Source organism: Pseudomonas sp. RA_15y_Pfl2_54 (assembly GCF_963971015.1).
GTDB lineage: Bacteria > Pseudomonadota > Gammaproteobacteria > Pseudomonadales > Pseudomonadaceae > Aquipseudomonas > Aquipseudomonas baetica_A.
Genome location: NZ_CAXAPN010000036.1, coordinates 1 through 25,410, shown reverse-complemented (window position 1 = coordinate 25,410; position 25,410 = coordinate 1). Strand labels below are relative to the sequence as shown.

General features: G+C 57.2%; 21 protein-coding genes and 2 pseudogenes. 16 read left to right on the top strand and 7 right to left on the bottom strand.

The window, feature by feature from the left end; genetic code table 11:
- Window positions 1-49: 49 nt before the first annotated feature.
- On the bottom strand, window positions 50-1,012 hold the full coding sequence (locus AACY50_RS23400; protein WP_339539228.1) for a glycosyl hydrolase family 5: 963 nt from the start codon (window positions 1,010-1,012) through the stop codon (window positions 50-52).
- A 288-nt stretch (window positions 1,013-1,300) separates the two neighbouring features.
- Here AACY50_RS23400 and AACY50_RS23395 point away from each other — a divergent pair, with 288 nt between their 5' ends.
- The 8 genes and pseudogenes from AACY50_RS23395 (at window position 1,301) to AACY50_RS23360 (ending at window position 10,804) form a co-directional block, all read left to right on the top strand.
- On the top strand, window positions 1,301-1,741 hold the full coding sequence (locus tag AACY50_RS23395; protein ID WP_339433362.1) for a low molecular weight protein-tyrosine-phosphatase: 441 nt from the start codon (window positions 1,301-1,303) through the stop codon (window positions 1,739-1,741).
- A gap of 39 nt (window positions 1,742-1,780) precedes the next feature.
- Window positions 1,781-4,009, top strand: a complete 2,229-nt coding sequence (locus AACY50_RS23390) for a polysaccharide biosynthesis tyrosine autokinase (RefSeq protein ID WP_339433361.1) — start codon at window positions 1,781-1,783, stop codon at window positions 4,007-4,009.
- A gap of 31 nt (window positions 4,010-4,040) precedes the next feature.
- Window positions 4,041-5,120: pseudogene (locus tag AACY50_RS23385) on the top strand (glycosyltransferase); the annotation flags it as partial.
- A gap of 18 nt (window positions 5,121-5,138) precedes the next feature.
- A complete protein-coding gene (locus tag AACY50_RS23380; RefSeq protein ID WP_339433359.1) occupies window positions 5,139-6,251 on the top strand; it encodes a polysaccharide pyruvyl transferase family protein in 1,113 nt (370 codons plus the stop codon).
- Complete coding sequence (locus AACY50_RS23375) at window positions 6,248-7,480, top strand: polysaccharide biosynthesis C-terminal domain-containing protein (protein ID WP_339433358.1); 1,233 nt, start codon at window positions 6,248-6,250, stop codon at window positions 7,478-7,480. Before AACY50_RS23380 ends, AACY50_RS23375 begins: the two co-directional genes overlap by 4 nt.
- Window positions 7,471-8,574, top strand: a complete 1,104-nt coding sequence (locus AACY50_RS23370) for a hypothetical protein (protein ID WP_339433357.1) — start codon at window positions 7,471-7,473, stop codon at window positions 8,572-8,574. The genes AACY50_RS23375 and AACY50_RS23370 overlap by 10 nt, the downstream gene beginning before the upstream one ends.
- A gap of 12 nt (window positions 8,575-8,586) precedes the next feature.
- On the top strand, window positions 8,587-9,630 hold the full coding sequence (locus AACY50_RS23365) for an acyltransferase family protein (protein WP_339433356.1): 1,044 nt from the start codon (window positions 8,587-8,589) through the stop codon (window positions 9,628-9,630).
- A 37-nt stretch (window positions 9,631-9,667) separates the two neighbouring features.
- Window positions 9,668-10,804, top strand: coding sequence for an SGNH/GDSL hydrolase family protein (locus AACY50_RS23360; RefSeq protein WP_339433355.1), 1,137 nt, complete (start codon window positions 9,668-9,670; stop codon window positions 10,802-10,804).
- Window positions 10,805-10,835: 31 nt separating this feature from the next.
- On the opposite strand, the gene AACY50_RS23355 is transcribed toward AACY50_RS23360, so the two are convergent.
- A complete protein-coding gene (locus AACY50_RS23355; protein WP_339433354.1) occupies window positions 10,836-11,246 on the bottom strand; it encodes a mannose-1-phosphate guanylyltransferase in 411 nt (136 codons plus the stop codon).
- 44 nt (window positions 11,247-11,290) lie between these two features.
- Complete coding sequence (gene galU, locus AACY50_RS23350; RefSeq protein ID WP_339433353.1) at window positions 11,291-12,124, bottom strand: UTP--glucose-1-phosphate uridylyltransferase GalU; 834 nt, start codon at window positions 12,122-12,124, stop codon at window positions 11,291-11,293.
- Window positions 12,125-12,514: 390 nt separating this feature from the next.
- On the opposite strand from galU, the gene galE reads away from it, so the two are divergent.
- The 6 genes from galE to AACY50_RS23320 all read left to right on the top strand — a co-directional run bounded on the left by galE (window position 12,515) and on the right by AACY50_RS23320 (window position 18,715).
- The gene (gene galE / locus AACY50_RS23345) at window positions 12,515-13,531 is read left to right on the top strand and encodes a UDP-glucose 4-epimerase GalE (RefSeq protein WP_339433352.1); all 1,017 of its coding nucleotides are present in this window, start codon (window positions 12,515-12,517) and stop codon (window positions 13,529-13,531) included.
- Window positions 13,532-13,762: 231 nt separating this feature from the next.
- A complete protein-coding gene (locus AACY50_RS23340) occupies window positions 13,763-13,999 on the top strand; it encodes a hypothetical protein (RefSeq protein WP_129394762.1) in 237 nt (78 codons plus the stop codon).
- 144 nt (window positions 14,000-14,143) lie between these two features.
- Window positions 14,144-15,205: a polysaccharide biosynthesis/export family protein gene (locus tag AACY50_RS23335; RefSeq protein WP_339539227.1), complete on the top strand. Its 1,062-nt coding sequence runs from the start codon at window positions 14,144-14,146 to the stop codon at window positions 15,203-15,205.
- Window positions 15,206-15,216: 11 nt separating this feature from the next.
- Entirely contained in the window at window positions 15,217-15,882 is a 666-nt protein-coding gene (locus AACY50_RS23330) for a YjbF family lipoprotein (protein WP_339433350.1), read from the top strand.
- Window positions 15,879-16,640 carry a capsule biosynthesis GfcC family protein gene (locus AACY50_RS23325; protein WP_401160224.1) on the top strand — a complete coding sequence of 254 codons (762 nt, stop codon included), beginning with the start codon at window positions 15,879-15,881 and terminating at the stop codon, window positions 16,638-16,640. The genes AACY50_RS23330 and AACY50_RS23325 overlap by 4 nt, the downstream gene beginning before the upstream one ends.
- A complete protein-coding gene (locus AACY50_RS23320) occupies window positions 16,637-18,715 on the top strand; it encodes a YjbH domain-containing protein (RefSeq protein ID WP_339539226.1) in 2,079 nt (692 codons plus the stop codon). Before AACY50_RS23325 ends, AACY50_RS23320 begins: the two co-directional genes overlap by 4 nt.
- 285 nt (window positions 18,716-19,000) lie before the next feature.
- Here the strand turns inward: AACY50_RS23320 and AACY50_RS23315 are convergent, their stop codons facing one another.
- The 3 genes from AACY50_RS23315 to AACY50_RS23305 all read right to left on the bottom strand — a co-directional run bounded on the left by AACY50_RS23315 (window position 19,001) and on the right by AACY50_RS23305 (window position 22,438).
- Window positions 19,001-20,395, bottom strand: a complete 1,395-nt coding sequence (locus AACY50_RS23315; protein WP_339433347.1) for an undecaprenyl-phosphate glucose phosphotransferase — start codon at window positions 20,393-20,395, stop codon at window positions 19,001-19,003.
- A 390-nt stretch (window positions 20,396-20,785) separates the two neighbouring features.
- Complete coding sequence (locus tag AACY50_RS23310; RefSeq protein ID WP_339433346.1) at window positions 20,786-21,427, bottom strand: winged helix-turn-helix domain-containing protein; 642 nt, start codon at window positions 21,425-21,427, stop codon at window positions 20,786-20,788.
- A gap of 270 nt (window positions 21,428-21,697) precedes the next feature.
- Window positions 21,698-22,438, bottom strand: a complete 741-nt coding sequence (locus tag AACY50_RS23305; RefSeq protein ID WP_339433345.1) for a winged helix-turn-helix domain-containing protein — start codon at window positions 22,436-22,438, stop codon at window positions 21,698-21,700.
- Between the two features lie 503 nt (window positions 22,439-22,941).
- Between AACY50_RS23305 and AACY50_RS23300 the strand changes: the two genes are divergently transcribed.
- Window positions 22,942-23,775, top strand: a complete 834-nt coding sequence (locus tag AACY50_RS23300) for an undecaprenyl-diphosphate phosphatase (RefSeq protein ID WP_339433344.1) — start codon at window positions 22,942-22,944, stop codon at window positions 23,773-23,775.
- Between the two features lie 49 nt (window positions 23,776-23,824).
- Here the strand turns inward: AACY50_RS23300 and dusA are convergent, their stop codons facing one another.
- Window positions 23,825-24,799, bottom strand: coding sequence for a tRNA dihydrouridine(20/20a) synthase DusA (gene dusA / locus AACY50_RS23295; protein ID WP_339466212.1), 975 nt, complete (start codon window positions 24,797-24,799; stop codon window positions 23,825-23,827).
- Window positions 24,800-24,938: 139 nt separating this feature from the next.
- Here dusA and AACY50_RS23290 point away from each other — a divergent pair.
- Window positions 24,939-25,187: pseudogene (locus tag AACY50_RS23290) on the top strand (site-specific integrase); the annotation flags it as partial.
- Window positions 25,188-25,410: the final 223 nt, after the last annotated feature.

Sequence of the window (25,410 nt, the reverse complement as noted above, 5' to 3'; positions counted from 1 at the left end):
CCCACAGGTTCAAAGCAACCGACCTGCGCACAGATCGGTTACGCCACGCCTACTGAGCATTCAAGAGCGTTGCGGCGGCCGTTTTCGCCGGTTTCGGCTGACCGCCCGAGGTCAGAAAACCGAAGTTCTTCTCGCGATCATTGCTGCCCGAATCGCTGTTCTTCCATTCGTATATTGATGTCAGCGGGATGTTGAGCTTTTTTACATCGGTGATGAACGCACTGATTTTGCTGGCTTGTCCGGCGTTCCCACCGTTGGAGGTGAGTGCCGATATACCCCACTCACTGATAACGCCCGGCAAATGGAAGTTCTGTTGAATAAAGGCCTGCGCGTTGCTGATCTGCGCCGGCGTCATGCCGTAGGGGTGATAGGAAATGGCGTTCAGGCATTTGGGGTACTCACTGACGATGCGGTTTAGCGCAACGGTCGAAGCCGATCCCGCCGTTGGCGCGCGGGCGAAGCCGTAACCGACCCGTGGCGTGGATTGGGGTTTGCCTTGCAGGGATTTGCACACCGCGCTCATGAACGGCACAAATGTTGTGTCGAAATGGCGCGTCGGCCAGTAGGTTTCTAGGTCGGGTTCATTCCAGATTTCAGTCGCGACCAGTTGCGCGCTGTAGGCGTCTTCCAGGCCCGCCAACACATTGGCAAACGAATCGCCGGCGGCCTTCAGTTGACGGGTGTTGCCGGGCGTCGCGGTCAGCGGTTTGATCGCGCGCACGGTCAACAGGACCGGCAAACCAGCGGAACCGGCCGCCGCAAAAGCATCGCTGACCTGCTGCTGATACGCCCTGGCGCTGAGACTGTCGCTCCACACACCGAAACGCACAAAGCTGAAGCCTGCGGCTTTGATGTGTGCAGCGTCGTCGGCGGAAAAGTTCTGGATCTTCACCTGAACACCGATGGTCCTGGCGGGAAGGTTGGGAAACAGATCACTGGCCTGCACGTGAGTGGCGGCACTGAGCGCCAATAACGCCGAGGCACTGAATCGTATGAGATGGGCGGATTTCATGTCTGATCTCCAATGAGAAGTGACAACGGCGAATAGTGATCTCGTGACATTCGTTTTGAAACTAACAAGAGCGCTAAGTGCGTGAGTGTTATTTTTTGTCAGCAATTCATTATCTGAAAATCACAGTTATTTTTGGTCCGGTAATTCTGGTTGGGGCGCTTTTAGGGCTGTGGTACTTAATACGCTGTATTAACAGGGCGAATCTATTTCTGAGTGCGGGAAGATCTAGCGGGTTCATTTAAACCGCTCTAGATGTTGGCAGTTTGATATTACACAGGAAAGTACACCTTGTTCAGAAAGATCCTTGTCGTCTGCGTGGGCAATATATGCCGAAGTCCGACAGCAGAGCTCATGCTGCGTAACGCGCTGGCCCCCTCATCAATCACGGTTTCCTCCGCCGGCCTCGCCGCGCGGGTTGGCGAATCCATAGAGGCCTCGGCCCGTCAGGTGCTGGAAGACCACGGGCATTGCGCCGAGGGTTTCAAGGCGCGGCAACTGACCTCGGACATCGTTAATGAATCAGACCTTATTCTGGTGATGGAAAAAGAGCATGTAAAACAAGTATTGAACATGGCCTCTCATGCGAGAGGCAAAGTGTTTTTGCTCGGTAAGTGGCAGAGCGAGCGCGAAATACAAGATCCGTACCGTCAAGGCAAGGCCGCTTTTATTCATGCCCATGCATTGATTGAAGATGCTGTCAGCTCTTGGGCACAACGTCTCGCGCGTTGATGAATATTCTTCAGATCAATGAATGGTAAGAACAGACTTATGCAGTTACCGTCAGTAATCGGCACCCGAAGCAATGATCAAGACAGTATTGATCTGCTCGGCATATTCGGCAGTCTGATTGACCAGAAATGGTTGATTGGCGCACTGACCGGCGCCTTTATGGTCACCGGCGTTGCCTATGCGGTGCTGGCCACGCCGGTGTATCTGGCGAACGCGCTGGTTCAGGTCGAGCCGAAAAAGAACGACATGCTCGGTTTCGCCGATCTCAACAGCATGCTCGGTGGGCAATCGCCGTCGGTGACCGAAATCGGCATCATCAAATCCCGCGCCGTGATTGGCAAAACCGTCGACGATCTGCGTCTGGATATCGATGTCACCCCCAAGACCTTCCCGCTGATTGGCGCTTTTCTCGCTCGCCGTTATCGCGGCGAGACGGCGTTCAGCGTGGCGCCACCGCGTTTTGGCCTGAACAGCTACGCCTGGGGCGGTGAACGCGTGGAGATCGCTCGGCTCACGCTGCCGAACGCGTTGCTGGGCAAGAAGCTCACGCTGATCGCCGGCGAACAGCAGCGTTTCCAGTTGTTCGATGATAACGACAACCTGCTGGCGCAAGGCGTGGCTGGCGAAGCCTTCGTTGAAGAGGGCGTTGAAGGGCTGATCGCACAACTCTCGGCGAACCCCGGCACGCGCTTCGAAGTGGTGCGCAACCCTCGAATCGTGACCATCCAGGGTTATCAGGATGCGCTGGATATCTCCGAGCAAGGCAAGGAGTCGGGGATTATTCGTCTGGCCCTGGCCAGCTCCGACGCGCCCGAGGCCGTAAAAATCCTCAACAAGATCGCGGCGCTGTATGTGCAGCAGAACGTGCAGCGCACCTCGGCGGAAGCGGCGCAGAGCCTGGCCTTCCTGCAGAGCCAACTGCCTCAGGTCAAGCGCGATCTGGCCAAGGCCAGTGATGCGCTCAACGCCTATCAGACCCGCGGCAAAACGGTGAACATCTCCCTGGAAACCCAATCGGTACTGGGCCAGACCGTTGCGCTGGACACGCGTATCTCCGAATTGAAAATGCAGCAGGCGGAGATGGATCGCAAGTTCACCCGACAGCATCCGGCCTACCGTGCGTTGATGTCGCAGATCGCCGAACTGACCCAGCAACAGAAGTCGCTGGAGAGCAAAGTCGGCGATCTGCCGGCCACACAGCAGGAGTTGTTGAACCTGACCCGCGATGTTGAAGTCGCCTCGCAGATCTACACGCAACTGCTGAACAAATCCCAGGAGCTGGACATCGTCCGCGCGGGTGCGGTAGGCAACGTGCGCTTGATCGACACGGCGGACGTCGACCTGACCAGTCCGGTCAAACCGAAAAAAGCCCTGATTGTGCTCATCGCCACTTTCCTCGGCGCCTTTGTCGGCGTCGCGCTGGTGTTGCTGCGCAAGTCGCTGAGTCGCGGCCTGGAAGGGCCAGAAGCCATTGAACAACTCGGTTTGCCGGTGTACGCGTCGATCCCTTACAGCACGCTGCAGCAGGAGGAGGACGGTAAGAAAGGTCGCGCGCGTGATGGCGTCGATAAACCGGCGTACCTGTTGGCCCTGCGCAACCCCACGGACCTGTCCATCGAGTCGATCCGCAGCCTGCGCACCTGCCTGCACTTCGCCGGGCTGGATTCGACCAACAACCGCATCATGATTTCCGGGCCGAGCCCGCAAGTCGGCAAGACGTTCGTCTCCTCCAACCTCGCCGCAGTCATGGCCCAGAGCGGTCAGCGTGTGGTGCTGATCGATGCCGACATGCGCAAAGGGCATTTGCACAAAACCCTCAATACCCCGATCAGCAATGGTCTGTCGGACCTGCTGGTCAAGCGCTGCAGCATCGAGCAGGCGATCAATAAAATCGAAGTCGACAACCTGCACTTCATCAGTCGCGGGCAGGTGCCGCCCAATCCTTCCGAGCTGTTGATGCATGTCAACTTCCGCGAACTGCTGGCGCAACTCAGCGAGATGTATGACGTGGTGATCATCGATACGCCGCCGCTACTGGCCGTGACCGACGCGGCGATTGTCGGCCGTGAAGCCGGCATCAGCCTGATCGTCACGCGCTTTGGCGTGAACCCGGCCAAAGAGATCGAGTTGACCATTCGCCGCTTTGCCCAGAACGGTATCGAGTTGAAGGGCGCGGTGTTCAACGGCGTCGAGAAGCGCGCAGCCAGTTACTACGGCAATGGCGGCTACGGCTATTACAACTACGAATACGCGTCCGACAAATCCTGAGATGTCCTTACATGTTTGAAGTGGGTGAGTTGTGAAGAAAATACTGCACGTAGCAGAGACGATCAAAGGTGGCGTCGCGACCGTCATTCGGACGATCTCGGCATCGCCCGAAGGCGACGCGGCGAACTACCAACGGGTTTACCTGGTCCCGCAGGATCAGGAAAAAGAATTGCACGGCATTCCCGCGCCTCAGATTCGCACCTTCGCCCGAACCGGACGCAATGTGTCGTCGCTGCTGCGTTTCGCCTGGCGTCTGGCCCAGGTGATGCTCAAGGAAAAACCCGACGTGGTGCATTTGCACAGCACTTTTTCCGGGGTGATCGGCCGTTGCGTGTGCGTGCTGTTGAGGCCATGGCGCAAGCCGAAAATCGTTTACTGCCCGCACGCCTTTTCGTTCCTGATGGAAAGTTCGCCAATCAAGCAGAAGGCCTATGCGTGGATTGAGCGCGTGCTGCAGAAGGTCACCGACGTGATCATTTGCGTGAGCCAGTACGAGCTGGATAGCGCCGCGAAATTTGGCATCGAGCGCAAGCGCATGACGCTGATCTACAACGGCATTCATCAACGCGACGAAGTACCGAAAGTCGATAGTCCGGAGCCGATTCATCTGCTGTTTGTTGGCCGTCTCGACTACCAAAAAGGCTTCGACGTATTACTCAAGGCCTTCGCCAAGGTGCAACGCAGCGATTTGAAACTGACGGTGGTCGGCAGTGCGGTTAATGAAGATTCGGTCGAATGCCCACCGATGGACGCCGTTGAATACCTGCCTTGGGTCACGCCCAGCGAAGTTCAGGCGCTCTACCAGAAAGCCGATGCGCTGATTGTGCCCAGTCGCTGGGAAGGGTTTGCCATGGTGCCGCTGGAAGGCATGGCCATGGGCTTGCCGGTGATTGCCAGTAACTGCACGTCACTGCCCGAACTGGTTACCAACGAGGTGTCCGGTTACGTCTTTCCGACCGGAGATCACCAGGCCCTGGCCGATGTGCTGGGGAAAATCCAGAAGCCCCGATTGCTCGACCTCGGCAACGAAGGTCGCAACATCGTGCGTGAGCGCTTCAGCGCCACGTTGATGATCCGCCAGACCTACGACGTGTATTGCGCCCCCACTTATTTAAGTAGAACTCAGCTTATGAACGTAACGATTTTGCATGGCTACAGTGCGTCCAACTCCGGTGACGGCCTGCTCGTGGATCTGGCGATTGCCCTGGTGCAGCGCAACTTTGGCGACGACACGGCGATCAGTGTCGTGGCTTCCGATCCCGAGTCCTTCAGCTACCTGCCGCACCCGCGTTTTGACGCGCCAGTGATGGCGGCCAAGGGATTGGGGCGGGTCAAGCAAGCGGTGTTCCTCAATCAGTCTTACGCAGGCCTTGCTGACCTGCTGAAGAAAACCGATCTGATTGTCGGCGTCGGCGGTGGCTACATGCGCTCCAAAAGTGCCTTCGAGCACATCAAGTTGAAACTGGGCCACGCCAAGCAACTGGAAACCGCGATCCTCAGTAACGTCCCTTCGATTTATCTGCCGCAAAGCATCGGGCCCTTCCATGGCGAGAGCCGCAAGATCGTCGAGCACTACGCCAGCGCCGATGCGGTGTTCGTGCGCGACAACCGCTCCTCGGCGATGTTCGACGCCTGTGCAAACGTGTACCGCGCGCCGGATCTGGCGGTGCAGTCATTGGCCAGCAAAATCCTGCAGCAGCCGAAATTCACCCGTTGCGCGTCGTCGCCGGCAACCGTCTGCGTGGTGCTGCGCAAGCCGCCGCAGTGGAGCAAGGAAAAGAAAATCGCCTACGTGGCCAACCTGAAGTTGTTGCTGCAGCGGTTGAAGGGCAAAAGCAAAGTCGTCTGCGCCGTCCAGAGCGCCGTTCGCGGCAACGATGACGGCGCGTTTTATCGCGAACTGGGCATTACCGAAGACCTGCTGCCCTTGAAGGCGACGCTGGCCAAATATCAGCCGGATCTGGTGATCTCCGTGCGTTTGCATGGCGCCATCGAATCGCTGCTCAGCGGCGTTCCGGCGTATCACATCAGCTACGAGCGCAAAGGCTTTGGCGCCTATCAGGACATGGGCGTGGAAGACTGGGTGATCAACGGTGGCGACATCAATGTCGACACCATCCTCGACACGGTTTACGCGCCGAACGCACTGGCGAATTTTGGCAAGCGCCTGACTGACACCTGCCGCGAGATCGAGGCGAAAACCGTGGCCATGGACGACATCATCAAAGGTGTCGTTCGATGATATTTCGGCTACTGCTTCGCGGCGGAGCATTGGGCGCGAAGTTTTTGCTGGTGCTGGCCATCACCCATTTCCTCGGTTACGAGGCGTTGGGTTTTTACGGCGTGGTCGTGGCGGCCTCGTTGATCGCGTCGAAGTTCTACAGCGTCGGTTTCAGTTCCGAGATCAATCGGTTGATCAGCGTGGGTGGCAGTTCGCGCCGGGTCGTCGACAAGGTCTTGCTGCTGTATCTGGCGGTGGGGCTGGTGTTGTCGCTGGTGACCGTGGGGATTTATTCACTGTTCCAGCAGGTCGAGGCGACGAGCGCGCTGATCCTCTGCGTGACGCTGGTGTTGCTCACTGAACACCTGTCGTTTGAACTCAACGCCTTCGTGTTTTCCGCGCAGAAAGCCACGGCGGGCGCGCTGCTGTTTTTCATCAAAACCGGGCTGTGGGCGGTTTTGGCGGTGGGCGGGATGATGCTCGGCTGGATCTCGGGGATTGTCAGTGTGTTGTGGCTGTGGGTTGCCGCCAACGTGCTGGTGATCGTCGCCGGTTACCTGATAGTGGTGAACGTTCACAAAGGCCGGACGAGCGGCACGCTAGCCACGGCCACCGTGTGGAAGGCCGGGTTGCCGTTTTATCTCGGCACCGGATTGATCGCGTTGAGTCAGTACGCCGAACGCTTTCTGATCATTGATCTGGAACCCTACGCCAGCCTCGGTAAATACGTGTACGCGTGGTCGGCGGCCAACACCTTGCAGGCTCTGTCTTACGCGGTGGTGGCGGTGGTGGGCATTCCGGTACTGGCCAAGCGGTTTCAGGCCGATCAACAGCCGTTCACGGTCAAGCAATTGTTCGTGAACAAATGGGTGATGCGCTCGCTGCTGGTGTCTGCGGCGGTCGCGGTGGCGATTTATCTGTTCTTTAACGTGGTGCTCGATTACGTCGCCACCCCTGTGCCGCGTCCAGACAACGCGATCCTCGGCGTACTGATTTTTTCCTTTGCGTTGCGCGCCATTGGCGACATCGTCTGGGGTGGTTTGATCGCTTCGAAGAACAGCCGCGTATCACTGCTCAGTGCAGCCATTTGCCTGTTGATTTCGGTGCCGGTCAGCTACGTGCTGATCAAGCACTATTCGATCTACGGCGCCGCGTGGGGCAACGTCTTTGCGGTCATCGTTCAGCTCGGCGTCATTGCCGTGTTGACCCGTGTGACCCGGGCGAAAAAGGCCGTGCTGTCATGGGCCTGAAGCTGCCGTGCATCGAGTTTCGTGGCAAGAAACTCGATTCGTCGATCTCGTTCCTGATTTTGTTCACCGGGTTGTTTCTGTCGGTGGCCATGCCGCTGCTGATCCCCCGCGATCCGGGGCCGGATGCGATGACGTTGTGGTCGTCCTACGCCCGTGCCGACAACTGCAATTTCTGGAACCCGTTCTCGCCGGATCGTTCGTCCTACGAGTGTTCGGCGTTCCTGCTGCGGCCCACCGGGATCAACCTGACCAACGCCTGGGCCTACGGGATGTTCTGCAATTTTTTCCTCACGGCGATTCCGGTGGTGGTGTTCCGGCGCATGCCGCTGGCGATTTTCGGCACCCTGTGTCTGTGGGGCATCGTTCGCTCGTTTTTCCTGGAAAACCTGACCAAGGAAATCATCGTGTCGGTGGCCGTGTTGAGTATTTTGCTCAGCTCGTTGACGCGCAAATACCGTGGCGGGTTTTTTCTGTCGGCGGTGATCTACGGCGTGCTGATCCGGCCCTACTGGATTCTGTTTTCGCTGTCCTGGGTCGGCGTCTGCGTGATGAAGAAGTACGTCTCGCGCTTCACTTTTTTCCTGATGCTGTTCCTGTTCTACCTGGCCGTTGCGATGGCCATTCAGGTGGCGCTCGGGTTTCCGGTGTCGTCGATCCGTGCCAGCAACAACGAGTTGCGCACGGCGGGCGAGGAGGGGTCGAAATCGTTGATCGTGTCCTGGCTCAGTGGCGGTGACTTCGTCTCGCAGGCGCTGGACTCGATGATCATCTTCTTCCGGCTGTCGTTCCCGGTGGAGTTGATTCTGTTGTCCGGGCCGGGGCAGGTGATCTTCGTCGCATTGATGATCATGACCGCGCTGCTGCTGTTCAAAGTCATCACTTCGACCGACTACAAAGGTGCGCCGATCCAGACCAAACCCAAGGAGCTGATCGCGATACCGCTGGCGTTTTTGCTGGTGCAAGGCCTGTTCGAACCGGACTTCGGTTCCTTCGCCCGGCACTTCTCCATGGTGGTGCCGGTGCTGTTTGTCGGTCTGGGATTGATGCTGCGGGCCAACAAACCCGTGCAGGTCGAATCAAGAATTCTGAATTGAGGCAGGTGCTTTATGTCGAGCAAGAAAAAGTCCCTGGAGATCGAAACCCTGCGCGGCCTGGCATGCCTGCTGTTGGTGCTCTATCACGTCATCGGTCCGTTGGGCGGTGGTTTGAAAATAGACATCGGCTCGCCGTTTCGAGTGATTGCCGACTCGATGGTGTATGTGCGCATGCCGCTGTTCACCTTCATTTCCGGGTACATCTACGCCCTCTACAAAATTCGCGGCAATGACTTTTCCGCGTTCTTCGCCGGTAAGGTGCGGCGGCTGATCGTGCCGTTGTTCTGCGTGGGCGTGCCGTTCTCGGTATTGCAAGCGGTGGGGCCAGGGGTCAACAAGGACGTTGGCGTGATCGACGCGTTGTTGTCGTTCTGGGTGCCGATCAACCACTTCTGGTTCCTGCAGGCGGTGTTCATCATTTTCATGTTCGTCGGCTTGCTGGAGTGGCGTGGCTTGCTGCGTTCGGCAACGCGCTTGTACCTGCTGTTTGCTTTCGCGGCGGCGGTGTTTTTGCTGCCGCCGTTCACGTTCGATGCCTTCGGCATCAATGGCGCCCTTTACCTGTTGCCGTTTTTTGTGGCGGGGATGATTGGTCAGGCAAACGTCAGCCAGTTGAAGCAGACATTCAAGGTGATCGGCCCGCTGGTGTTCGTGCTGATTTCGCTGGCCTTGCTGTACGTGGCGGCGGAGGACCGGGCGTTGATCGTCGACCGTCGCAGCCTGATCGGGTTGACCGTGGGCTGCGTCTCTTGCTTGGCACTGTTGTCGAGTGACATGCGCTCGAAGTGGCTGACGTGGTTGGGCGGCTATTCCTATGCGATTTTCCTGTTCCATGTGCTGTTCGCCGCCACGTCGCGGTTCGTACTGGGACGGTTGGGCGTGAAGGATGAAAGCCTTCTGGTACTCGGCGGCGTTGCGTGTGGCTTGCTGGGGCCGGTGGTGCTGTCGCTGGTTTTCAGTCGATTCAACTTCACGTCTGTGCTGTTTTTGGGTGAGCGGGCGGCGGTGAAGAAACCGGTGGCGACCATCGCACCGGTTGCGCAGATCAATCGCTAGAAGCTTCGCGGGCATCTCAGACTGAAGGAATTGATCCATGGTTGCAGTCGATGACGGCCAGCCTGTTGCGGCGTCGGTGATAGAGGTCGGTGATGCGCGCGAGCGCTTTGCAAAGTGGCGAGAAGGCCAGGCCGGCAAAGTGTTGTCGGTCTCGGTGATCGGCGACAGCTACAGCGCCGGGCAGGATTTCTATCTGAACAAACTGGTGCAGCGAGTAGCCGGGGAGGTCGGTTTCGCCGGGCCTGGCTACGTTGGTTTCAACCATGGCGCAGCACTGGGCGGCACGCATTTCAAATACACCCGCCGCAGTGAAAAGTACTTTGGTGGTGACTGGCGGGTGTCTGGCCTCGGTCAGGCCAGCCCGGATAGCCGCACCCTCACCGGTCGGCCCGGTTCATGGCTGCAAATAGACGCCCGCCCGACACCGGCCATCGACACCGTGATTACTCAGGCAAAGTTGCTTTACCTCGGCAACGGTCAATCCAGTGAAATCCGCTACCGCTGGACGCCATCCCAGAACTGGCAACCGTTGAAGCTCGCAGGTGTCGGGGTTCAGGAGGTGCCATTGCCGGGCACACCGGCCGCGGCTGATTGGGCATTCAAACTGGAAGTGGTGAAAGGCGCGCCCACGCTGTTCGGCGTCTGGATGAGCAACGATCAGACCGGCATTCGCGTCTCCAAACTGGCGGCGTCCGGCGCAGCGTCCGCCGATTTCTATCACCGCGATCCACAGTGGCAGATGCAGTGGAAAGCCGTGGTGGCGAAGATCCCTGCCGATATTTACCTGATCATGCTCGGTGGCAACGATCAGGGCTTTGGTGTGACGCCTGCGCAGTATCTGCAGAACGTTCAGGGCCTGGTGGGGATGATCCGCGAGATTCAACCGGCGGCGAGCATCAACCTGATCATGCGGCAGGACACCACGCGCTCCAGTGCCTATCCGATGTCGGCTTACGCACAGGTTTTAGCGCCTTGGGCACGGGAACAGCATCTGGGTTACGCCAACCTGCAATGTGCGTTCGGCGCCGACGTCAGACGCTACGCTGCTACGATGATCGGCCCGGACAGGATCCATCCGCAGCCCGCCACGGGCGGCAAGGTGATTGCCGATTATTTCTACCGCTGGATCGTGGGTGGCAGGGAAGGCAGCTGCAACGAAACACCTGCCCTGTAACCCACTTTGATCAGCTTGAAACGTTGTGTGTTCAAGCTTTTTCGAACGCATCCAACTGACTCAACAGTTCGGCGGTTTTCTGCGGCATCAACCGCGTATCACAACGGGTTTCCACGTTGATGATGATCCCCGGATCGTTGCAGCAGATGCGTACGCGAAAGCGCCAGTCGCTGAGTATCACTTTCAGGCCATCGCGGTCATCCATCTCCAGTGCCTGCTCACCATAGATGCTTTTCAAATGCGCGAGCAGGGGATAGGGATCGGACATCGACCGGCGAATATCACCGGACGAAGGAAACATGCCGATGCGCTCAACCAGCAAAATCGTGCCCAGCCACGACTCATTGGCGCTGGGCAATGGCTGATGGCGTGACAACCAGCTCATCACCCCTTGGTTGCCCACTTCTCGTTCAATGTCTGCCGAATGTTGTGCAATGTTCATGGTTGTCTGCCTGAAGTGGAGAGTGGGCGGGGGATGTGGCCGGTTCAGCGGCCCTTGAGGTACACGTTTTCGTAGCAGAAGTTGGTCGCCTGCAGATACCCTTCGGCGTCGCCGCAGTCAAAGCGCAAACCCTTGAATTTGTAGGCCAGCACGCAACCGTTCTGCGCCTGTTTCATCAACGCGTCGGTGATCTGGATCTCGCCACCTTTGCCTGGCTGGGTGTCGGCGATCAGGTCGAAGATGTCCGGTGTCAGAATGTAGCGGCCGATGATCGCCAGGTTCGAGGGGGCGTCCTGCGGCGCAGGTTTCTCCACCATGTTGTTGACCCGGTAGATGCCATCGGAAATCAACTCACCGGCGATCACGCCGTATTTGTGCGTCTGGTCGGCCGGGACTTCCTGGATGGCGACGATCGAGCAGCGGAATTTTTTGTAGAGCCGGATCATCTGGCTGAGTACGCCGTCACCTTCCAGGTTCAGGCACAAGTCATCGGCCAGTACCACGGCGAACGGTTCGTCGCCGATCAGTGGCCGACCGCTGAGAATCGCGTGGCCCAGGCCCTTCATTTCCACCTGGCGGGTGTAGGAGAAGGTGCAGGTGTCGATCAGCGCTCGGGTGCCGGCGAGGAATTTTTCCTTCTCGGTGCCGCGAATCTGGTGTTCGAGTTCGTAGCTGATGTCGAAGTGGTCTTCCAGCGCGCGCTTGCCGCGGCCAGTAACGATGGCCATGTGTTGCAGACCGGCGTCCCGCGCTTCTTCAACGGCGTACTCGATCAACGGCTTGTTGACGATCGGCAACATTTCCTTGGGCATCGCTTTAGTGGCCGGCAAGAAACGCGTGCCATAGCCGGCAGCGGGGAACAAACATTTACGAATCATAAAAGTATCCTGGACAGTCATGGAACACAGGCGACGATGGCAGGCCATAACAAATGGCTGCAAGTTTCAGTGATGATTGAAGGTCTACTTTAATACCTGAGTCAGGTTGTTAATGGCAATGAATCGAGGGGGTAAAACATGGCAATGTTATGAGATGTCGGTCAGCGCGTTATTAGTTATTTTTAGTCGGTATCTGTTGATAGTGACAAGCACACTTGCAGTGCTAATAAGTACCGGGCAATAGAGTGTGACCTGCAAAGATATTTATTGCCAGTCATTGAACCAGTTTTGTTTTCGGTTGTTGTCGCCTTGTTTGTGTGGTGTACCACACAAAATCCAACAATGAGGCTTGACACGCTACTTGGCACTTATTCAATAACGGACCGCGCTATGAAAATTCTGGTAACCGGTGGTGCCGGCTATATTGGCTCGCACACCACACTTGCGCTGCTTGAAGCAGGTTATGAAGTTGTCGTGCTGGATAATCTGTGCAACAGCAGTGAAGCGGCGTTGCATGCGATAGAAGCCATCTGCGGCAAAAGTGCCTGGATGATTCGAGGCGATGTCTGTGACAGAGCCTTGCTCGACCGGATTTTCCGCGAGCACGCGATCGAGGCCGTGCTGCATTTTGCCGGGCTCAAGGCGGTGGGCGAGAGCGTGCGCAAGCCGCTTGCGTATTACGAAACCAACGTCAGCGGCAGCATCACGCTGTGCCAGGCGATGGCAGCGGCGGGGGTGTTTAACCTGGTGTTCAGCTCATCGGCCACGGTGTATGGCGAGCCTGAGCAAATGCCGATCCGCGAAGATTTCCCCACCGGCAATCCGACCAATCCCTACGGCCAATCCAAGCTGATCGTCGAGAACGTGCTGCGCGACCTGTGTCAGTCCGAGCCGCGCTGGAGCATCGCCCTGTTGCGTTACTTCAACCCGATCGGCGCCCACGACAGCGGCCATATGGGCGAGGACCCCAGCGGCATCCCCAACAATCTGCTGCCCTACATCAGCCAGGTGGCGGTCGGTAGCCTGCAAGAGTTGTCGATCTTCGGCGACGATTACCCCACCGTCGACGGCACGGGCGTGCGCGACTACATCCATGTCGTCGATCTGGCGGACGGGCATTTGAAGGCCTTGCAGTCCATCACCGGGCGCACCGGCATTCATACCTGGAACCTGGGCACTGGTGACGGTTACAGCGTGCTGCAAGTGCTGCACGCCTTCGAGCAGGCGAGCGGGCAGCCCGTTCCGTATCGGGTCATGCCGCGTCGCTCGGGCGATATTGCCGAGAGCTGGGCCGATGCCTCCAAGGCGGCGAGAGAACTGGGCTGGAAAGCCACGCGCAACTTGCAGGACATGGTCACCGACACTTGGCGCTGGCAATCGAATCATCCCAAGGGTTACTTGCGATGATGGCTATTTAACCCAATGTTATTTTCAGTCAGGTTGTTAGATAACGTCGGGAAATTACACTGGCAATGCTTATTGCAAGTCCGTAGATATAAACCTGCCGTTCGACTTTTATCAGTTGGGTAAGACTGTGAAAGAACAACGGATCTTGTTCGCGCTTTTTGCGGACTTGAACTCTACCACCTCTAGCACACACCCGATTTCGATCAGGTTGAATGTTAGAAAGGAGTTGATATGAAAAAAGTGATGGCAATTGCCCTGTTGACGATGTTGAGCAACTGGGCAGCCGCCGCTGAAGCGCCGCTGACAGCGGTAACCAATGTAGGTGGCAATGTAGCGGCTTCTCAAGCGCCTGCAGCCAGTACTGCAATGGTTGCCAGTGCTGTAGCGGCGTCCAACAGCGGTGGCAGTGCCAACGGCGGTACCACCGGTACGACGGGTACCACCGGTACCACCGGCACGCACAACTAACAGGAACATTTGTTAGTGCAGTACAAGGTCGCCCGACGTAAGTCGGGTGACTTTGTTTTTGGATTCGCCCTTGAATAGCGTAGTGCCATTATGACTCGTAGTTTTTCTCTTTTAATGTTGGCAAGTCTCGCTTTGCAAGGTTGCATGTTTTCCCCCGGCCAATACCTGAGCACCGGTGACATCACCCGCCAAGGGGCCAGTGAAAGTAGCCGGGTCGAGCTGATTCCGATCACCCCCAAACTGATTGCCATGAACCGCGCCACGCAAAAGCGTGAGCCGGTGCCGGCGGCACTGTTGGCAACGCCGTCCGAGTACCTCATCGGCAACAACGATGTCTTGTACATCACGGTGTGGGATCACCCAGAGCTGACGGCCCCGTCCGGCGCGCAACAACAGATCGACGCCAATGGCCGTCTGGTGCGTTCCGATGGCACGCTTTATTACCCCTACATCAAGGAAGTCCAGGCCGCCGGGCGAACCATTCAGCAACTGCGCTCAGACATCGAACAGCGGCTGTCGGCCTTCATCGCCGAGCCACAAGTGGATGTCGCGGTGTTGCGTTTCGCCAGCCAGAAAGTCGTGGTGACCGGCGCGGTGACCAAGGCTGGCCCACAAGCGATTTCCACCACTCCGCTGAGTGTGGTCGAGGCCCTCGGCTCAGCCGGCATCGACGCCAACAACGCTGACTTGTCCGGCCTGTTGCTGACGCGCCATGGGCAAACGTATCCGCTCAATCTCGACTCGCTCAACCAGCCGGATTCGGAGTTGCAGAACGTCTACCTCAAGGGTGGCGATAAGCTTTATCTGCCGTACAACGACAACAAGCGCATCTACGTCATGGGAGAGGTCAATCAGCCCCGTGCACTGAGCTTCAAGACCGCGACCATGAACCTCTCGGACGTGCTCGGCTCGGTCGGAGGCTTGAGTCAAACCACCTCCAATGGCAACGCGGTTTACGTCATTCGCGGGGTGGAAAACCTCGATGTCGAGCCGGCGAAGATCTACCAGTTGGAGGCCCAATCGCCGACCGCCATGGCGCTCGCTTCGCACTTCCAGGTGCGTCCTCAGGATGTTGTTTATGTCGGACCTGCCAACGTGACTCGCTGGAACCGCTTCATCAGCCAATTGGTGCCATCGGCATCGATTGTCGGTACGGGCGCTTCCGCTGCGAAGAACTGGAGCGAATACAGTAACAACACCAAATAAGGCCGCCGACTGTGAACACCTTGAAAGTGGGCGTCTGCCTGATAGCGGCCACGTTGTTGTGTGGCTGCAACCCGTTGATGAGCGCTTCGTTGAACAACCTCAAAGCGGCGGTCATCGGCCCGGATGAAGTGGACGTGTCGGCGGCCGAAGTGGCCGGGGTCAATTATCCGCAACTCAAACTGACCACGCCGTCTGGCTCCGGGGTGCTGGCGCTGGTGCGCGAGCGTGAGGATCTGCAGTTCTGGGTCGCCTCCGGCAAGCAGGTGTTGCTGCTTCGTAACGGCCTCGCCGTGCGCAGCGTTGGCCTGGGCCTGGAGGGCGATCTGGATGGCATGCGTCAGTCCGACGATTCGCCGTTCAAACAAGGCCTGCATCAGGTTGCGGACGGCTACACCACGCGGCGCTGGATCGACCTCTACAAAGGCCAGGAGGTTGGCGTCATCGTCAACAGCCGCTTCTCCCGCCGATCCACGCAAACCCTCAGAATTCTTGATAAGGACTACACCGTGCTGCGTGTCGATGAGCAGATTGATGCCCCGGCCATCGGCCTGCGGGCGACCAATCGTTATTGGGTCGATCCGCGTGACGGTTTCATTATGCAGAGCGAGCAACAACTGACCTCGCAGTTACGCGTGAAGATTGTGCAACTGACGCCTGACCGCAGGCACATCCCGTGAAGCGGCTCGGTATGTTATCGGCGAGTCTGATGTTGATCAGCGCAATGAGCCACGCCGCCGTCACCGTCAGTGGCGATGTCGCCAATCCCGGGCCGGTCGAGTTGCCGGCGAATGGGCGCTTGCTCGATGTGATCAACGAGGCCGTGCCCAATGCCGAGGGTTATTGGCTGGCGGGTGTGCTGCTGCGTCAGTCACTGCTGCAAGAGCAGGCGCGGCTCAAGGCCGGTGTGCTGTTTGATCTGGATGTGTTGCGGCGTATGGCCTTGCTCTTCGATCGACCGGGTCGCGCAGCGCTGGCTGCGCGGTTGATCGAGGACGTCCGGCAGATGCCGGTCACTGGCCGGCAGATCGCCGATCTTGATCCGGTGGCATTGGAAGTTGGCTTTGCGCGCAACATTCGTCTCGACAACGGTGATCGGCTGATCTACCCGAAGCGGGTCGACGAAGTTGAAGTGCTTGGTGCAGTCGCCGAGCCTTGCCACTTGCCGTATCAGCCCTTGCAGGAGGCTCGCGACTACCTGCAAGACTGCACGATTCTGGCCGATGCCGAGGCCGACTATCTGTGGCTGATCCAGCCCAACGGCACTTCGCGGCGCGTTGGCATTGCCCACTGGAATCGCGAAAGCGGCCAGCTTCCCGTTGCCGGCAGCAAGATTTTTGTACCGGTAAAAAATGATGATCTTGATCCGCCTGTTCCTGAGCTGAATCAGCAGTTGGCTGAATTGATTGCCACGCAGTTGGTTGAGGTGGTTCGTTGAATTTACGGTTTGCAGCTGTGTTGTTATTGCCATGCGGGTTGGTTCATGCCGAGCCGCGCATTACCCAGAATGACTTCGGTGGCACGGGGCTGTTGCAAACGCCGACGGCGCGCATGGCGCCGGCCGGCGAGTTGAGCGTCAACGCCAACCGCACCGAGCCTTACAGCCGCTACAGCGTTTCGTTGCAGCCGCTCGATTGGCTCGAAGGTTCCTTTCGCTACACCGCAATCACCAACCGGCCATACGGCTCCGAGGCGCTGAGTGGCAGCCAGAGCTATAAGGATAAGGCGGTCGACGCCAAGGTCCGGCTGTGGCAGGAGAGTCATTGGGCGCCCGAAGTGGCGCTGGGCTTCCGGGATATCGGGGGTACGGGTTTGTTCTCCAGTGAGTTTTTCGTCGCCAACAAGCGCTACGACAACTTCGATTTCAGCGCCGGTATCGCGTGGGGCTATATCGGCAATCGCGGCGACGTCGACAACCCGTTGGGCTACGCCGATGACCGTTTCAAAACCCGCCCGGCAACTGAAGGTACTGGTGACGTCAACGCCGGTTCGTACTTTCGCGGCAGCCCCTCGCTTTTTGGCGGCGTGAGCTACCAGACGCCCTGGGATCGCCTCAGCCTGAAACTCGAATACGAAGGCAATGATTACAAAAGCGAACCGAAGGACAACGTGATCAAACAGGACTCGCCGATCAACCTCGGTGCGGTGTTCAAGGTCACCGATTCGATCGACCTCAGTGCAGCGTGGGAGCGTGGTAATACAGCGATGTTTGGCGTGACGTTCCACACCAATTTCGTCAGCCGCAAAGCCCCGGCCAAAACGTACGATCCCACTCCAGAGCCGTTGCCGGCAAAAATGCCGACCACGTCGATGGAACAGGTCAATTGGGTCGACGTGTCGCAACGCCTGCAGCAGAATGCCGGCTATAAGGTCGAGCGCATCAGCCAGCGCGATCGCGAGTTGATCGTGTATGGCGAGCAACAGCGCTACTTCCATTCGTCCAAGGCGGTCGGCCGTGCGAGCCGGGTTCTCGACAACAGCGTCAACGACGACATCGACTGGTTCACCCTGGTCAACAAACGCTACGACCTGCCGCTGGAAGAAACCAGCGTACCGCGCCAGACCTTCCGTGAAGTGATCAACAACGAAGAGCCGCTGGAGTCGTTGCACCGCACCACCGAGATCAACCCGGCGATGCCGCGCAACGAGAAGACTCTCTACACCGAAGCACCGCAGCACTTCAGTTATGGCGTTGGATTGGGCTTCAAACAGAACGTTGGCGGCCCCGATGGTTTGCTCTATCAGTTCAGTGCCGATGCGGACGCCGAATACCGCTTCAACCGCAACACCTGGTGGAGCGGCCTGCTCAGCGCCAACCTGGCGAACAACTTCGACAAGTTTTCCTACGATGCGCCGAGCGGCTTGCCGCGCGTGCGCACGGATTTACGTCAATACCTGACCACCTCCGAAGTGACCATGCCGTTGTTCCAGGTCAGCCATGCCGAACAGTTGGATAAAGACCTGTATGGCATGGTGTACGGCGGGTATCTGGAGTCGATGTTTGCCGGGGTTGGCGGGGAAGTACTGTTCCGTCCGACGGGTGAGCGTTGGTCGGTGGGAGCGGATCTCAACTACGTGCGTCAGCGCGATTTTGATCAGGGCTTCGCGCTGCGTGACTACTCGGTAGTGACCGGGCACATCACGGGCTACACCGACCTGCCCTACGACACGCTGGCGGCCGTCAGCGTCGGCCGATACCTGGCCGGCGACTGGGGCGGCACGCTGGACATCTCGCGTGAGTTTTTCAACGGCGTACGCTTTGGGGCCTGGGCGACGATCACCACCGCCGGCAGTGCCGAGTACGGTGAAGGTAGCTTCGACAAAGGCATCTACCTGTCCATTCCGTTCGACGAAATGATGAGCATGTCCACCATGCGCCGCGCCAACCTGGTGTGGGCGCCACTGACTCGTGACGGTGGCGCAAGGCTCAATCGCAGCTATCAATTGCACTCAATGACCGATAGCCGGGAAGGGGACATGTTCTATCGCAACTTCGAGAAGATCACCGAGTAACCCTCGCTAAACCGGTGGGAACCCCTGTGGAGCAGGCTTGCTCGCGACGGCGTCGGCACATCCAGCATTAATGTTGCCTGACCCACCGCCATCGCGGGCAAGCCACGCTCCCACCGTGTTATCTGCCGAACCCCAACCCCGCTGCCCGCCGAGAATCCCTGTGGGAGCGGGCTTGCTCGCGAAGGCGTCGGCACATTCAGCATCGATGTCGCCTGCCCCCCCCAAAAAAAACAACAGGCACAAAAAAGGGGACTTTCGTCCCCTCGCGGTGTTAAGCCTTCAACCTCAGTAAATATCCTTCGACAGCAGTGTAAACGGTGTCTTCACCAGGATCTTCAGATCCAGCCACAATGACCAGCTATTGATGTATTGCAGGTCGATCTCAACACGCTTTTGCATCTTGTCGATGGTGTCCGTCTCGCCTCGGCAGCCGCTGATTTGAGCAAGCCCGGTGATCCCCGGTTTAATCCGGTGACGCGCCATGTAGGCAAGGATCTTCCCCGAGTAAAAATGGTTGTGCGCGACAGCATGGGGACGCGGCCCCACCAGGGCCATATGCCCTTGCAGCACGTTGAACAATTGCGGCAACTCGTCCAGCGATGTGCGACGGATAAAGCGGCCGACCGCCGTAATACGCGAGTCGTTACGGCTGGCCTGTTTCACTTCATGGTCATCGTGCATACGCATCGAGCGGAACTTCCAGACCTTGATCACCTTGCCGTTCCAGCCATGGCGATCCTGCTTGAAGAACACCGGGCCGGGCGAGTTGAGTTTGACCGCCAGCGCAATGACCAGTAGCACCGGACTCAGCAGGATGATGGCCAGCAGCGCCACACTTTTCTCCATCAGACTTTTGCTCAGGGCCGCCGTCGGGCGGCTGGTCAGCGGGCTCTCGTTCAGGTAGATCGCCGGCAGACCGTCCACGACTTTCACCGAGTGATTGAGCAGCGTCAGGCTGTTCAGATCCGGCACCCAGACAACGTCCACGTTGGCCCCCAGCAAATCGACATACATCGCTTCGATTTTCGCCGCTTCGCACAGCGGCAGCGTGATGTACAAGCGGCGGATGTCATGGGCCTCGATCAGCGTCAGCAACTCTTCCTGAGCGCCGACGATGCGCGGTGCGTCCGAGTCCAGGGCCGGCAGATCACCGTTGCTGACCAGACCCACCAACGGCAGGTTCTCCAGTTGGTTGAGCTTCTTCGCCAAGCCCAGTGCCAGTTCGCCTGTTCCTACAATCAGGGTCTTGTGCTCGCTTTTACGTGAGCGCTGATAGAACTTCGAAAACGCATGCAGCGGCGCGTACAGCAGTGCCTGACCCAGGAAGCCATACACCGCCCAACTCAGAATCACCTGTCGTGAGAACAGTTCATCGGCCTTGCAGACAAAGGCGATGAAGGCCAGCGCCGCCATGGTCATGGACCAGCCCATCAACAGCCGACCCAACCCGGTCAGGTAATTGTCGCGTTTGCGATAAACGCCGCTAAACGTGTAAGCCGGGACCGAGGCCAATACCGCCAGCGTTGCGCACATTCGGTAGTAGAACGCCACGGTACCGGTGTGCTGTTCAGCGAGCATGAACAACAGCGTTACAACAAAGCCCTGTGCCAGCGCCCATTGGCCCCAAAAGGTCAGTCCTTTGAGGCCTGCGCTTCGATTGATACTAAGAGAAAGATCCATACGATATCCCCAAAAGACGTCCATTCAGGTTTCAACAGTTGAAAACCGAGTTGTTAGTCAGAGTTATTGTTTTTGTTTTAACGAGTGTCCTGAGGTAACAACGTCGATAGGCCGAACTGTCGTCAATCAATAGACTAAGTTATTGTCGGGGATGGTGTCTGACGAGTTCTAACAAGGTGGCATAGTGCCAACTTTTTAATAATTAAATAGAGGGGTGTTAGAAAAGGTCGTGGAGGAGGGGGTGAATAGGTGATGTCGTTTTTGTTACTGTTGTCGGGTGGAGGCAGGGATGTCTTATTTGGCGAAGGGAGGTAAAGTCAAACAGAGTGCTCTTCTTGTTTTTGTAATCGCACTGTTATCTGTTTGCTTTGTATGGAGCGGTCGCCGTGTTTACGCGACGATTTCCTGGATGAGGCAATAACCGCGATTTCTTACGGCACGGAACAATCGCTCACCCTTGCTGGCGCTTTTGAATTTGTCTTGCAGGCGACTCAGGCACATCTCCAGGCCGCGATACTGCTCCGGCTCTCGGCCGATGCTGAGGATCAGGTCATCGCGACTGACAACACGCTCTTCATGGTTAAGCATTTTCTTGACCAATGCTGTTTCCAGGCCAGTCAGACTGATTTCGACGCCTTCTTTGCTCAGTGCGCCCTGATCATCATCAAGATGCCAGGTTTCGCTGCAAGGCGTGTCGTCCATGATGACTGGAGGCGTGTTTGCCGGAACGCTGTGAAATGGATTCGCCGACTGTGCAGCCAGCCATTCGGACTCAAGAGTGGCCAATATTCGCTGTGTGTCATGTTCAATCGTGCGGGCGACGTTTCTTCGGGTGCCGTTTGCGTAGGTGAACTCCATCAGCATGGGGGCGGAAGAGGGCGAAGTAGCACCTTCAATAAACATTTGTGCCTGAGACGTACCAAACGAATTGAAGCGCTTGCTGGACAGCATGCTCTCAAGTTCACGCTGAGAACTTGTACTGTGAGTCACGACAACAAAATATTTTCTTGGGAGGGTTGTACTAGTTTCCATGTCTCTCTCCTAAATACACACCAAAAATGGCTAAAAGATAAATCGGCAGGCGAGCAATGACTTCCTTGGAAGTAATCGATAGGCAGGGTCTGGGCCCAATGATAGCTCTCGATGAATTCCACTCGATCTGCTGCTATGTTGTTGAATTTATTATTATGTTGGCGTGCTCATTCAAGCGCTTTGTTATTAGTAGGCGTGAGGTATAACTAGAGCTATATGGTTGCATCAGACGATCCTTCGTAAGTATGCAAAAGGGAGGGTGCCCTTGAGTCAGGCAGTCGATATCAGACCGCGCATCAGGCGATAGCCGTAGCCGCGGATGCTCTGAATCGCGTTCGTACCATACATGTCCTTGATTTTTCCACGCAAGCGGCTGATTGATTTTTCCAGCGCCCTGGGATCGTAGAAATTGGTATTGAGCCCCATGATATCGGCGATTTCATCGTGGCTGAGGATGTGATTACTGGTTTGCGCAAAGGCTTCCAGGATCTTCATTTCAGCGAAAGAAATATCCAGCTTCTTGCTGGTATCCATCAGGCAGATACGAGTGGGGTCGAGTGTCAGATTGACTTCTCTTTGCCATTCTTCACTGTTGAAGAATTCGCCAAGTGACTCGGCGCCATCGTCGCAAGGAGTGTTGACCTTGATACAAAAGTCCGCCCCGGCTAGAAAATACTTGATCTTGTTGAAGGCGCCGCGACCGGTGATGACCGCACAAATGATAGGTTTCAAGTTGTCAGTGCGCAGGCTCTCCACCAGCGCAAGATTCTCTTCAAGAGCCTGGGGGCTGTCGATGACAATGAAGATGGCTCGATACGAACCAGGGTGTTCATTCTGCTCATATGAACTAGTGTAGGCGTTGGCATCCAGTGCCATATCGCTTCGTATGTGCCGGGCGATCAGCGCTCTAAAGTGTTCAGCCACGCCACGGGTTCGACCCAGAGTGAGAACGCCGGGTTCGTCGTTTGTCGGGCGCGGACTTCTAGTCGCCAAGTTCCCTGAGAGCATCATGCATTGACTCGAATTAAGTGCTGACATCGGGATGTTAAAGCACTAATTCTCATCTGTGACTGACAATTGGTAACATTCACGCGATTTTTAGACGTGGCTCCCGAGTTTTATAACAATAATTAAGCATTCCATGCTTTTAGTTGATTTTCTCGAGGTGCTGAACTAGCTGCCAGATGGTGGCAATATGAAATTGTGCCACTGTTTTGAATCAGTGGCCATTACTGGTCTGTGTCCTTTTGCCATTATCTAGCCATCGAAGAGAGTGTGATATTGATCACACTTTTCCCGGTTGGCAAACTTTTTCTATTAAAGTGCCTGAATATTTTTCGAGTAGTTCGTACGCGGACGATTACTAACATGGCTTGAGTGTGTCTTTTGATAAGGCATATTCTGCGTCGCCTACTCAGCAATGGGGCGATACGGCAATTGTTTCAATACCGATACTCAATTTCTGAGTGCAGTTTTAACGGGTCGCTCGCCACGAGCACTCTGACGGAGGATTAATGGATTTCTGGACCCTTTTCCAGGTGTTGATATTAGGTGCGGTAGAGGGCCTGACCGAGTTCCTGCCTATCTCAAGTACCGGCCACCAGATTATCGTCGCCGACTTGCTGGATTTCGGCGGCGAACGTGCGATGGCCTTCAACATCATTATTCAACTGGGGGCCATTCTTGCCGTCGTCTGGGAGTTCCGGCCGAAGATCTTCGCCATCGCCAAAGGATTGCCCACTGAGCGTAATGCTCAGCGCTTCACCCTCAACTTGTTGATCGCCTTTCTCCCCGCCGTTGTACTGGGAGTATTGTTCGCTGACAAAATCCATCAATACCTGTTCAACCCCATCACCGTCGCTGTGGCTTTGGTCGTCGGCGGTGTTGTGATGCTGTGGGCCGAACAGCGTAATCACGTCGTGAGTGTCGATCACGTCGACGACATGCACTGGTCTGACGCGCTAAAGGTCGGTTTCGTACAATGCCTGGCGATGATTCCAGGCACCTCGCGCTCCGGCTCGACCATCATCGGCGGCCTGCTGTTCGGTCTGTCGCGCAAAGCCGCCACCGAGTTCTCGTTCTTCCTCGCCATGCCGACCATGGTCGGCGCTGCCGTGTACTCTGGCTACAAGTACCGCGACCTGTTTCAGCAAAGTGACCTGCCAGTCTTCGCCCTCGGCTTCGTTACTGCGTTTGTTTTCGCGATGATCGCCGTGCGCGGCCTGCTCAAGTTCATCGCCAACCACAGCTACGCCGCGTTCGCCTGGTATCGGATCGCGTTTGGCTTGCTGATACTGGCAACGTGGCTGTTCGGCTGGGTGAACTGGACGGAGGCAGCGGCGGGATGAGGATCAAGCCAGGCGAATCAGCTCGCCTGGCCAGTTTGAGGGGAGGGCATCAACGGCCTTCAAGCAACTCCGCCGCCTGATCCAGCAACGCCAGCGGATCCTTGGCCTTGTGAATATCCACCGACAACAACTGACGAAACTTGCGCGCCCCCGGGAACCCGGTGCCCAAGCCCAGCACATGCCGCGTGATGTGATGCATCGAGCCCCCGGCTTGCAAATGCTCGGCAATATAAGGCCGCAACTGCGCCAGCGCCTCAGCGCGGCTGATCACCGGCGCTGAACTAGCAAACAACTGCTGATCCACCTCCGCCAGCAAATACGGATTGTGATAAGCCTCACGCCCTAGCATCACCCCGTCGAAGGTCTGCAAATGCTCATGGCAAGCCTCTATCGTCTTGATCCCGCCGTTCAGTACAATCTCCAACGCCGGAAAATCCGCCTTCAACTGCGCGGCAACGTCATAGCGCAACGGCGGGATGTCGCGATTTTCCTTCGGCGATAACCCCTCCAGAATCGCAATCCGCGCATGCACTGTAAAACTGGTACACCCGGCATCCCGCACCGTCCCGACGAAATCACACAACTGCTCGTAACTGTCGCGCCCATTGATCCCGATCCGATGTTTCACCGTCACCGGAATCGACACTGCATCGCGCATCGCCTTCACACAATCGGCCACCAGTTGCGGATGCCCCATCAGGCACGCACCGATCATGTTGTTCTGCACACGATCGCTTGGGCAGCCGACATTGAGATTCACCTCGTCATAACCGTGTTCCTGGGCCATCCGCGCGCAAGCGGCCAGATCCAGCGGAACGCTACCGCCCAACTGCAACGCCAGCGGATGCTCGGCTTCGTTGTGACGGAGGAAACGTTCGTGATCGCCGTTAAGGAGCGCGCCGGTGGTGACCATCTCGGTGTAGAGCAGGGCGTTCTTCGACAGCAGGCGTAGGAAGAACCGGCAATGGCGGTCAGTCCAATCCATCATCGGGGCCACGCTGAAGCGGCGAGACAGCGTAGGCATTGGTTTTACTGGGCTAAGGCTCTGATTCTGTACCATTTTACTCAACGTGTTTTCGGCGTGTTTTAGGGCGTTTTCAGGCGTTTTTCAGGTCTCGGTGGTACGATGTACCACTTCAAAACTGACGCGTACCACTTTCGATATGGCAGCTATCAGGGCAAGAAAACTGGCGGATGGGTCTGTGAGCTACACCGCTCAGATCCGCATCAAGCGTGATGGGGTGCAAGTCTACCAAGAGAGCCAGACCTTCGCCCGAAAACAGGCTGCGCAGGCGTGGGCGCGTAAGTCGGAACTCGATGAGCCTGGTGCGATCGAGCGGGCAAGCCGCAAGGGCGCCACTGCCAAAGCGATGATTGATCAGTACCTGCGCAAAGTTGAAAGCGCGTGGCCGCATAGCATCGAGATGCTCTGTCCAGCCAACGCGCCACCAGCGGCCCCACCACCTAGGATAGTGCCTTGGCGCCCGGCTTCTTTAGGTTTGTTCTCGGCGGCGTTTTTCAAGGTTGTTGTCGCGTCGCCGTCTAACTATGCCGCTCTTTTCTCGGTCTGCTGCTGCCGATCCGGGTTCAACATCACAGTGCCCATCGGCTCCCAGTTTCTTGTCTGGCCAGACC

What these genes read in the sequence shown, in the direction of transcription:
- AACY50_RS23365 (WP_339433356.1), top strand. Translation starts at nt 8,587, where the DNA reads ATGTCGAGCAAGAAAAAGTCCCTGGAGATCGAAACCCTGCGCGGCCTG.
- AACY50_RS23400 (WP_339539228.1), bottom strand. Translation starts at nt 1,012, where the DNA reads ATGAAATCCGCCCATCTCATACGATTCAGTGCCTCGGCGTTATTGGCG.
- AACY50_RS23370 (WP_339433357.1), top strand. Translation starts at nt 7,471, where the DNA reads ATGGGCCTGAAGCTGCCGTGCATCGAGTTTCGTGGCAAGAAACTCGAT.
- galE (WP_339433352.1), top strand. Translation starts at nt 12,515, where the DNA reads ATGAAAATTCTGGTAACCGGTGGTGCCGGCTATATTGGCTCGCACACC.
- AACY50_RS23315 (WP_339433347.1), bottom strand. Translation starts at nt 20,395, where the DNA reads ATGGATCTTTCTCTTAGTATCAATCGAAGCGCAGGCCTCAAAGGACTG.
- AACY50_RS23380 (WP_339433359.1), top strand. Translation starts at nt 5,139, where the DNA reads ATGAACGTAACGATTTTGCATGGCTACAGTGCGTCCAACTCCGGTGAC.
- AACY50_RS23305 (WP_339433345.1), bottom strand. Translation starts at nt 22,438, where the DNA reads ATGATGCTCTCAGGGAACTTGGCGACTAGAAGTCCGCGCCCGACAAAC.
- AACY50_RS23355 (WP_339433354.1), bottom strand. Translation starts at nt 11,246, where the DNA reads ATGAACATTGCACAACATTCGGCAGACATTGAACGAGAAGTGGGCAAC.
- galU (WP_339433353.1), bottom strand. Translation starts at nt 12,124, where the DNA reads ATGATTCGTAAATGTTTGTTCCCCGCTGCCGGCTATGGCACGCGTTTC.
- dusA (WP_339466212.1), bottom strand. Translation starts at nt 24,799, where the DNA reads ATGCCTACGCTGTCTCGCCGCTTCAGCGTGGCCCCGATGATGGATTGG.
- AACY50_RS23360 (WP_339433355.1), top strand. Translation starts at nt 9,668, where the DNA reads ATGGTTGCAGTCGATGACGGCCAGCCTGTTGCGGCGTCGGTGATAGAG.
- AACY50_RS23310 (WP_339433346.1), bottom strand. Translation starts at nt 21,427, where the DNA reads ATGGAAACTAGTACAACCCTCCCAAGAAAATATTTTGTTGTCGTGACT.
- AACY50_RS23340 (WP_129394762.1), top strand. Translation starts at nt 13,763, where the DNA reads ATGAAAAAAGTGATGGCAATTGCCCTGTTGACGATGTTGAGCAACTGG.
- AACY50_RS23390 (WP_339433361.1), top strand. Translation starts at nt 1,781, where the DNA reads ATGCAGTTACCGTCAGTAATCGGCACCCGAAGCAATGATCAAGACAGT.
- AACY50_RS23375 (WP_339433358.1), top strand. Translation starts at nt 6,248, where the DNA reads ATGATATTTCGGCTACTGCTTCGCGGCGGAGCATTGGGCGCGAAGTTT.
- AACY50_RS23300 (WP_339433344.1), top strand. Translation starts at nt 22,942, where the DNA reads ATGGATTTCTGGACCCTTTTCCAGGTGTTGATATTAGGTGCGGTAGAG.
- AACY50_RS23335 (WP_339539227.1), top strand. Translation starts at nt 14,144, where the DNA reads ATGTTTTCCCCCGGCCAATACCTGAGCACCGGTGACATCACCCGCCAA.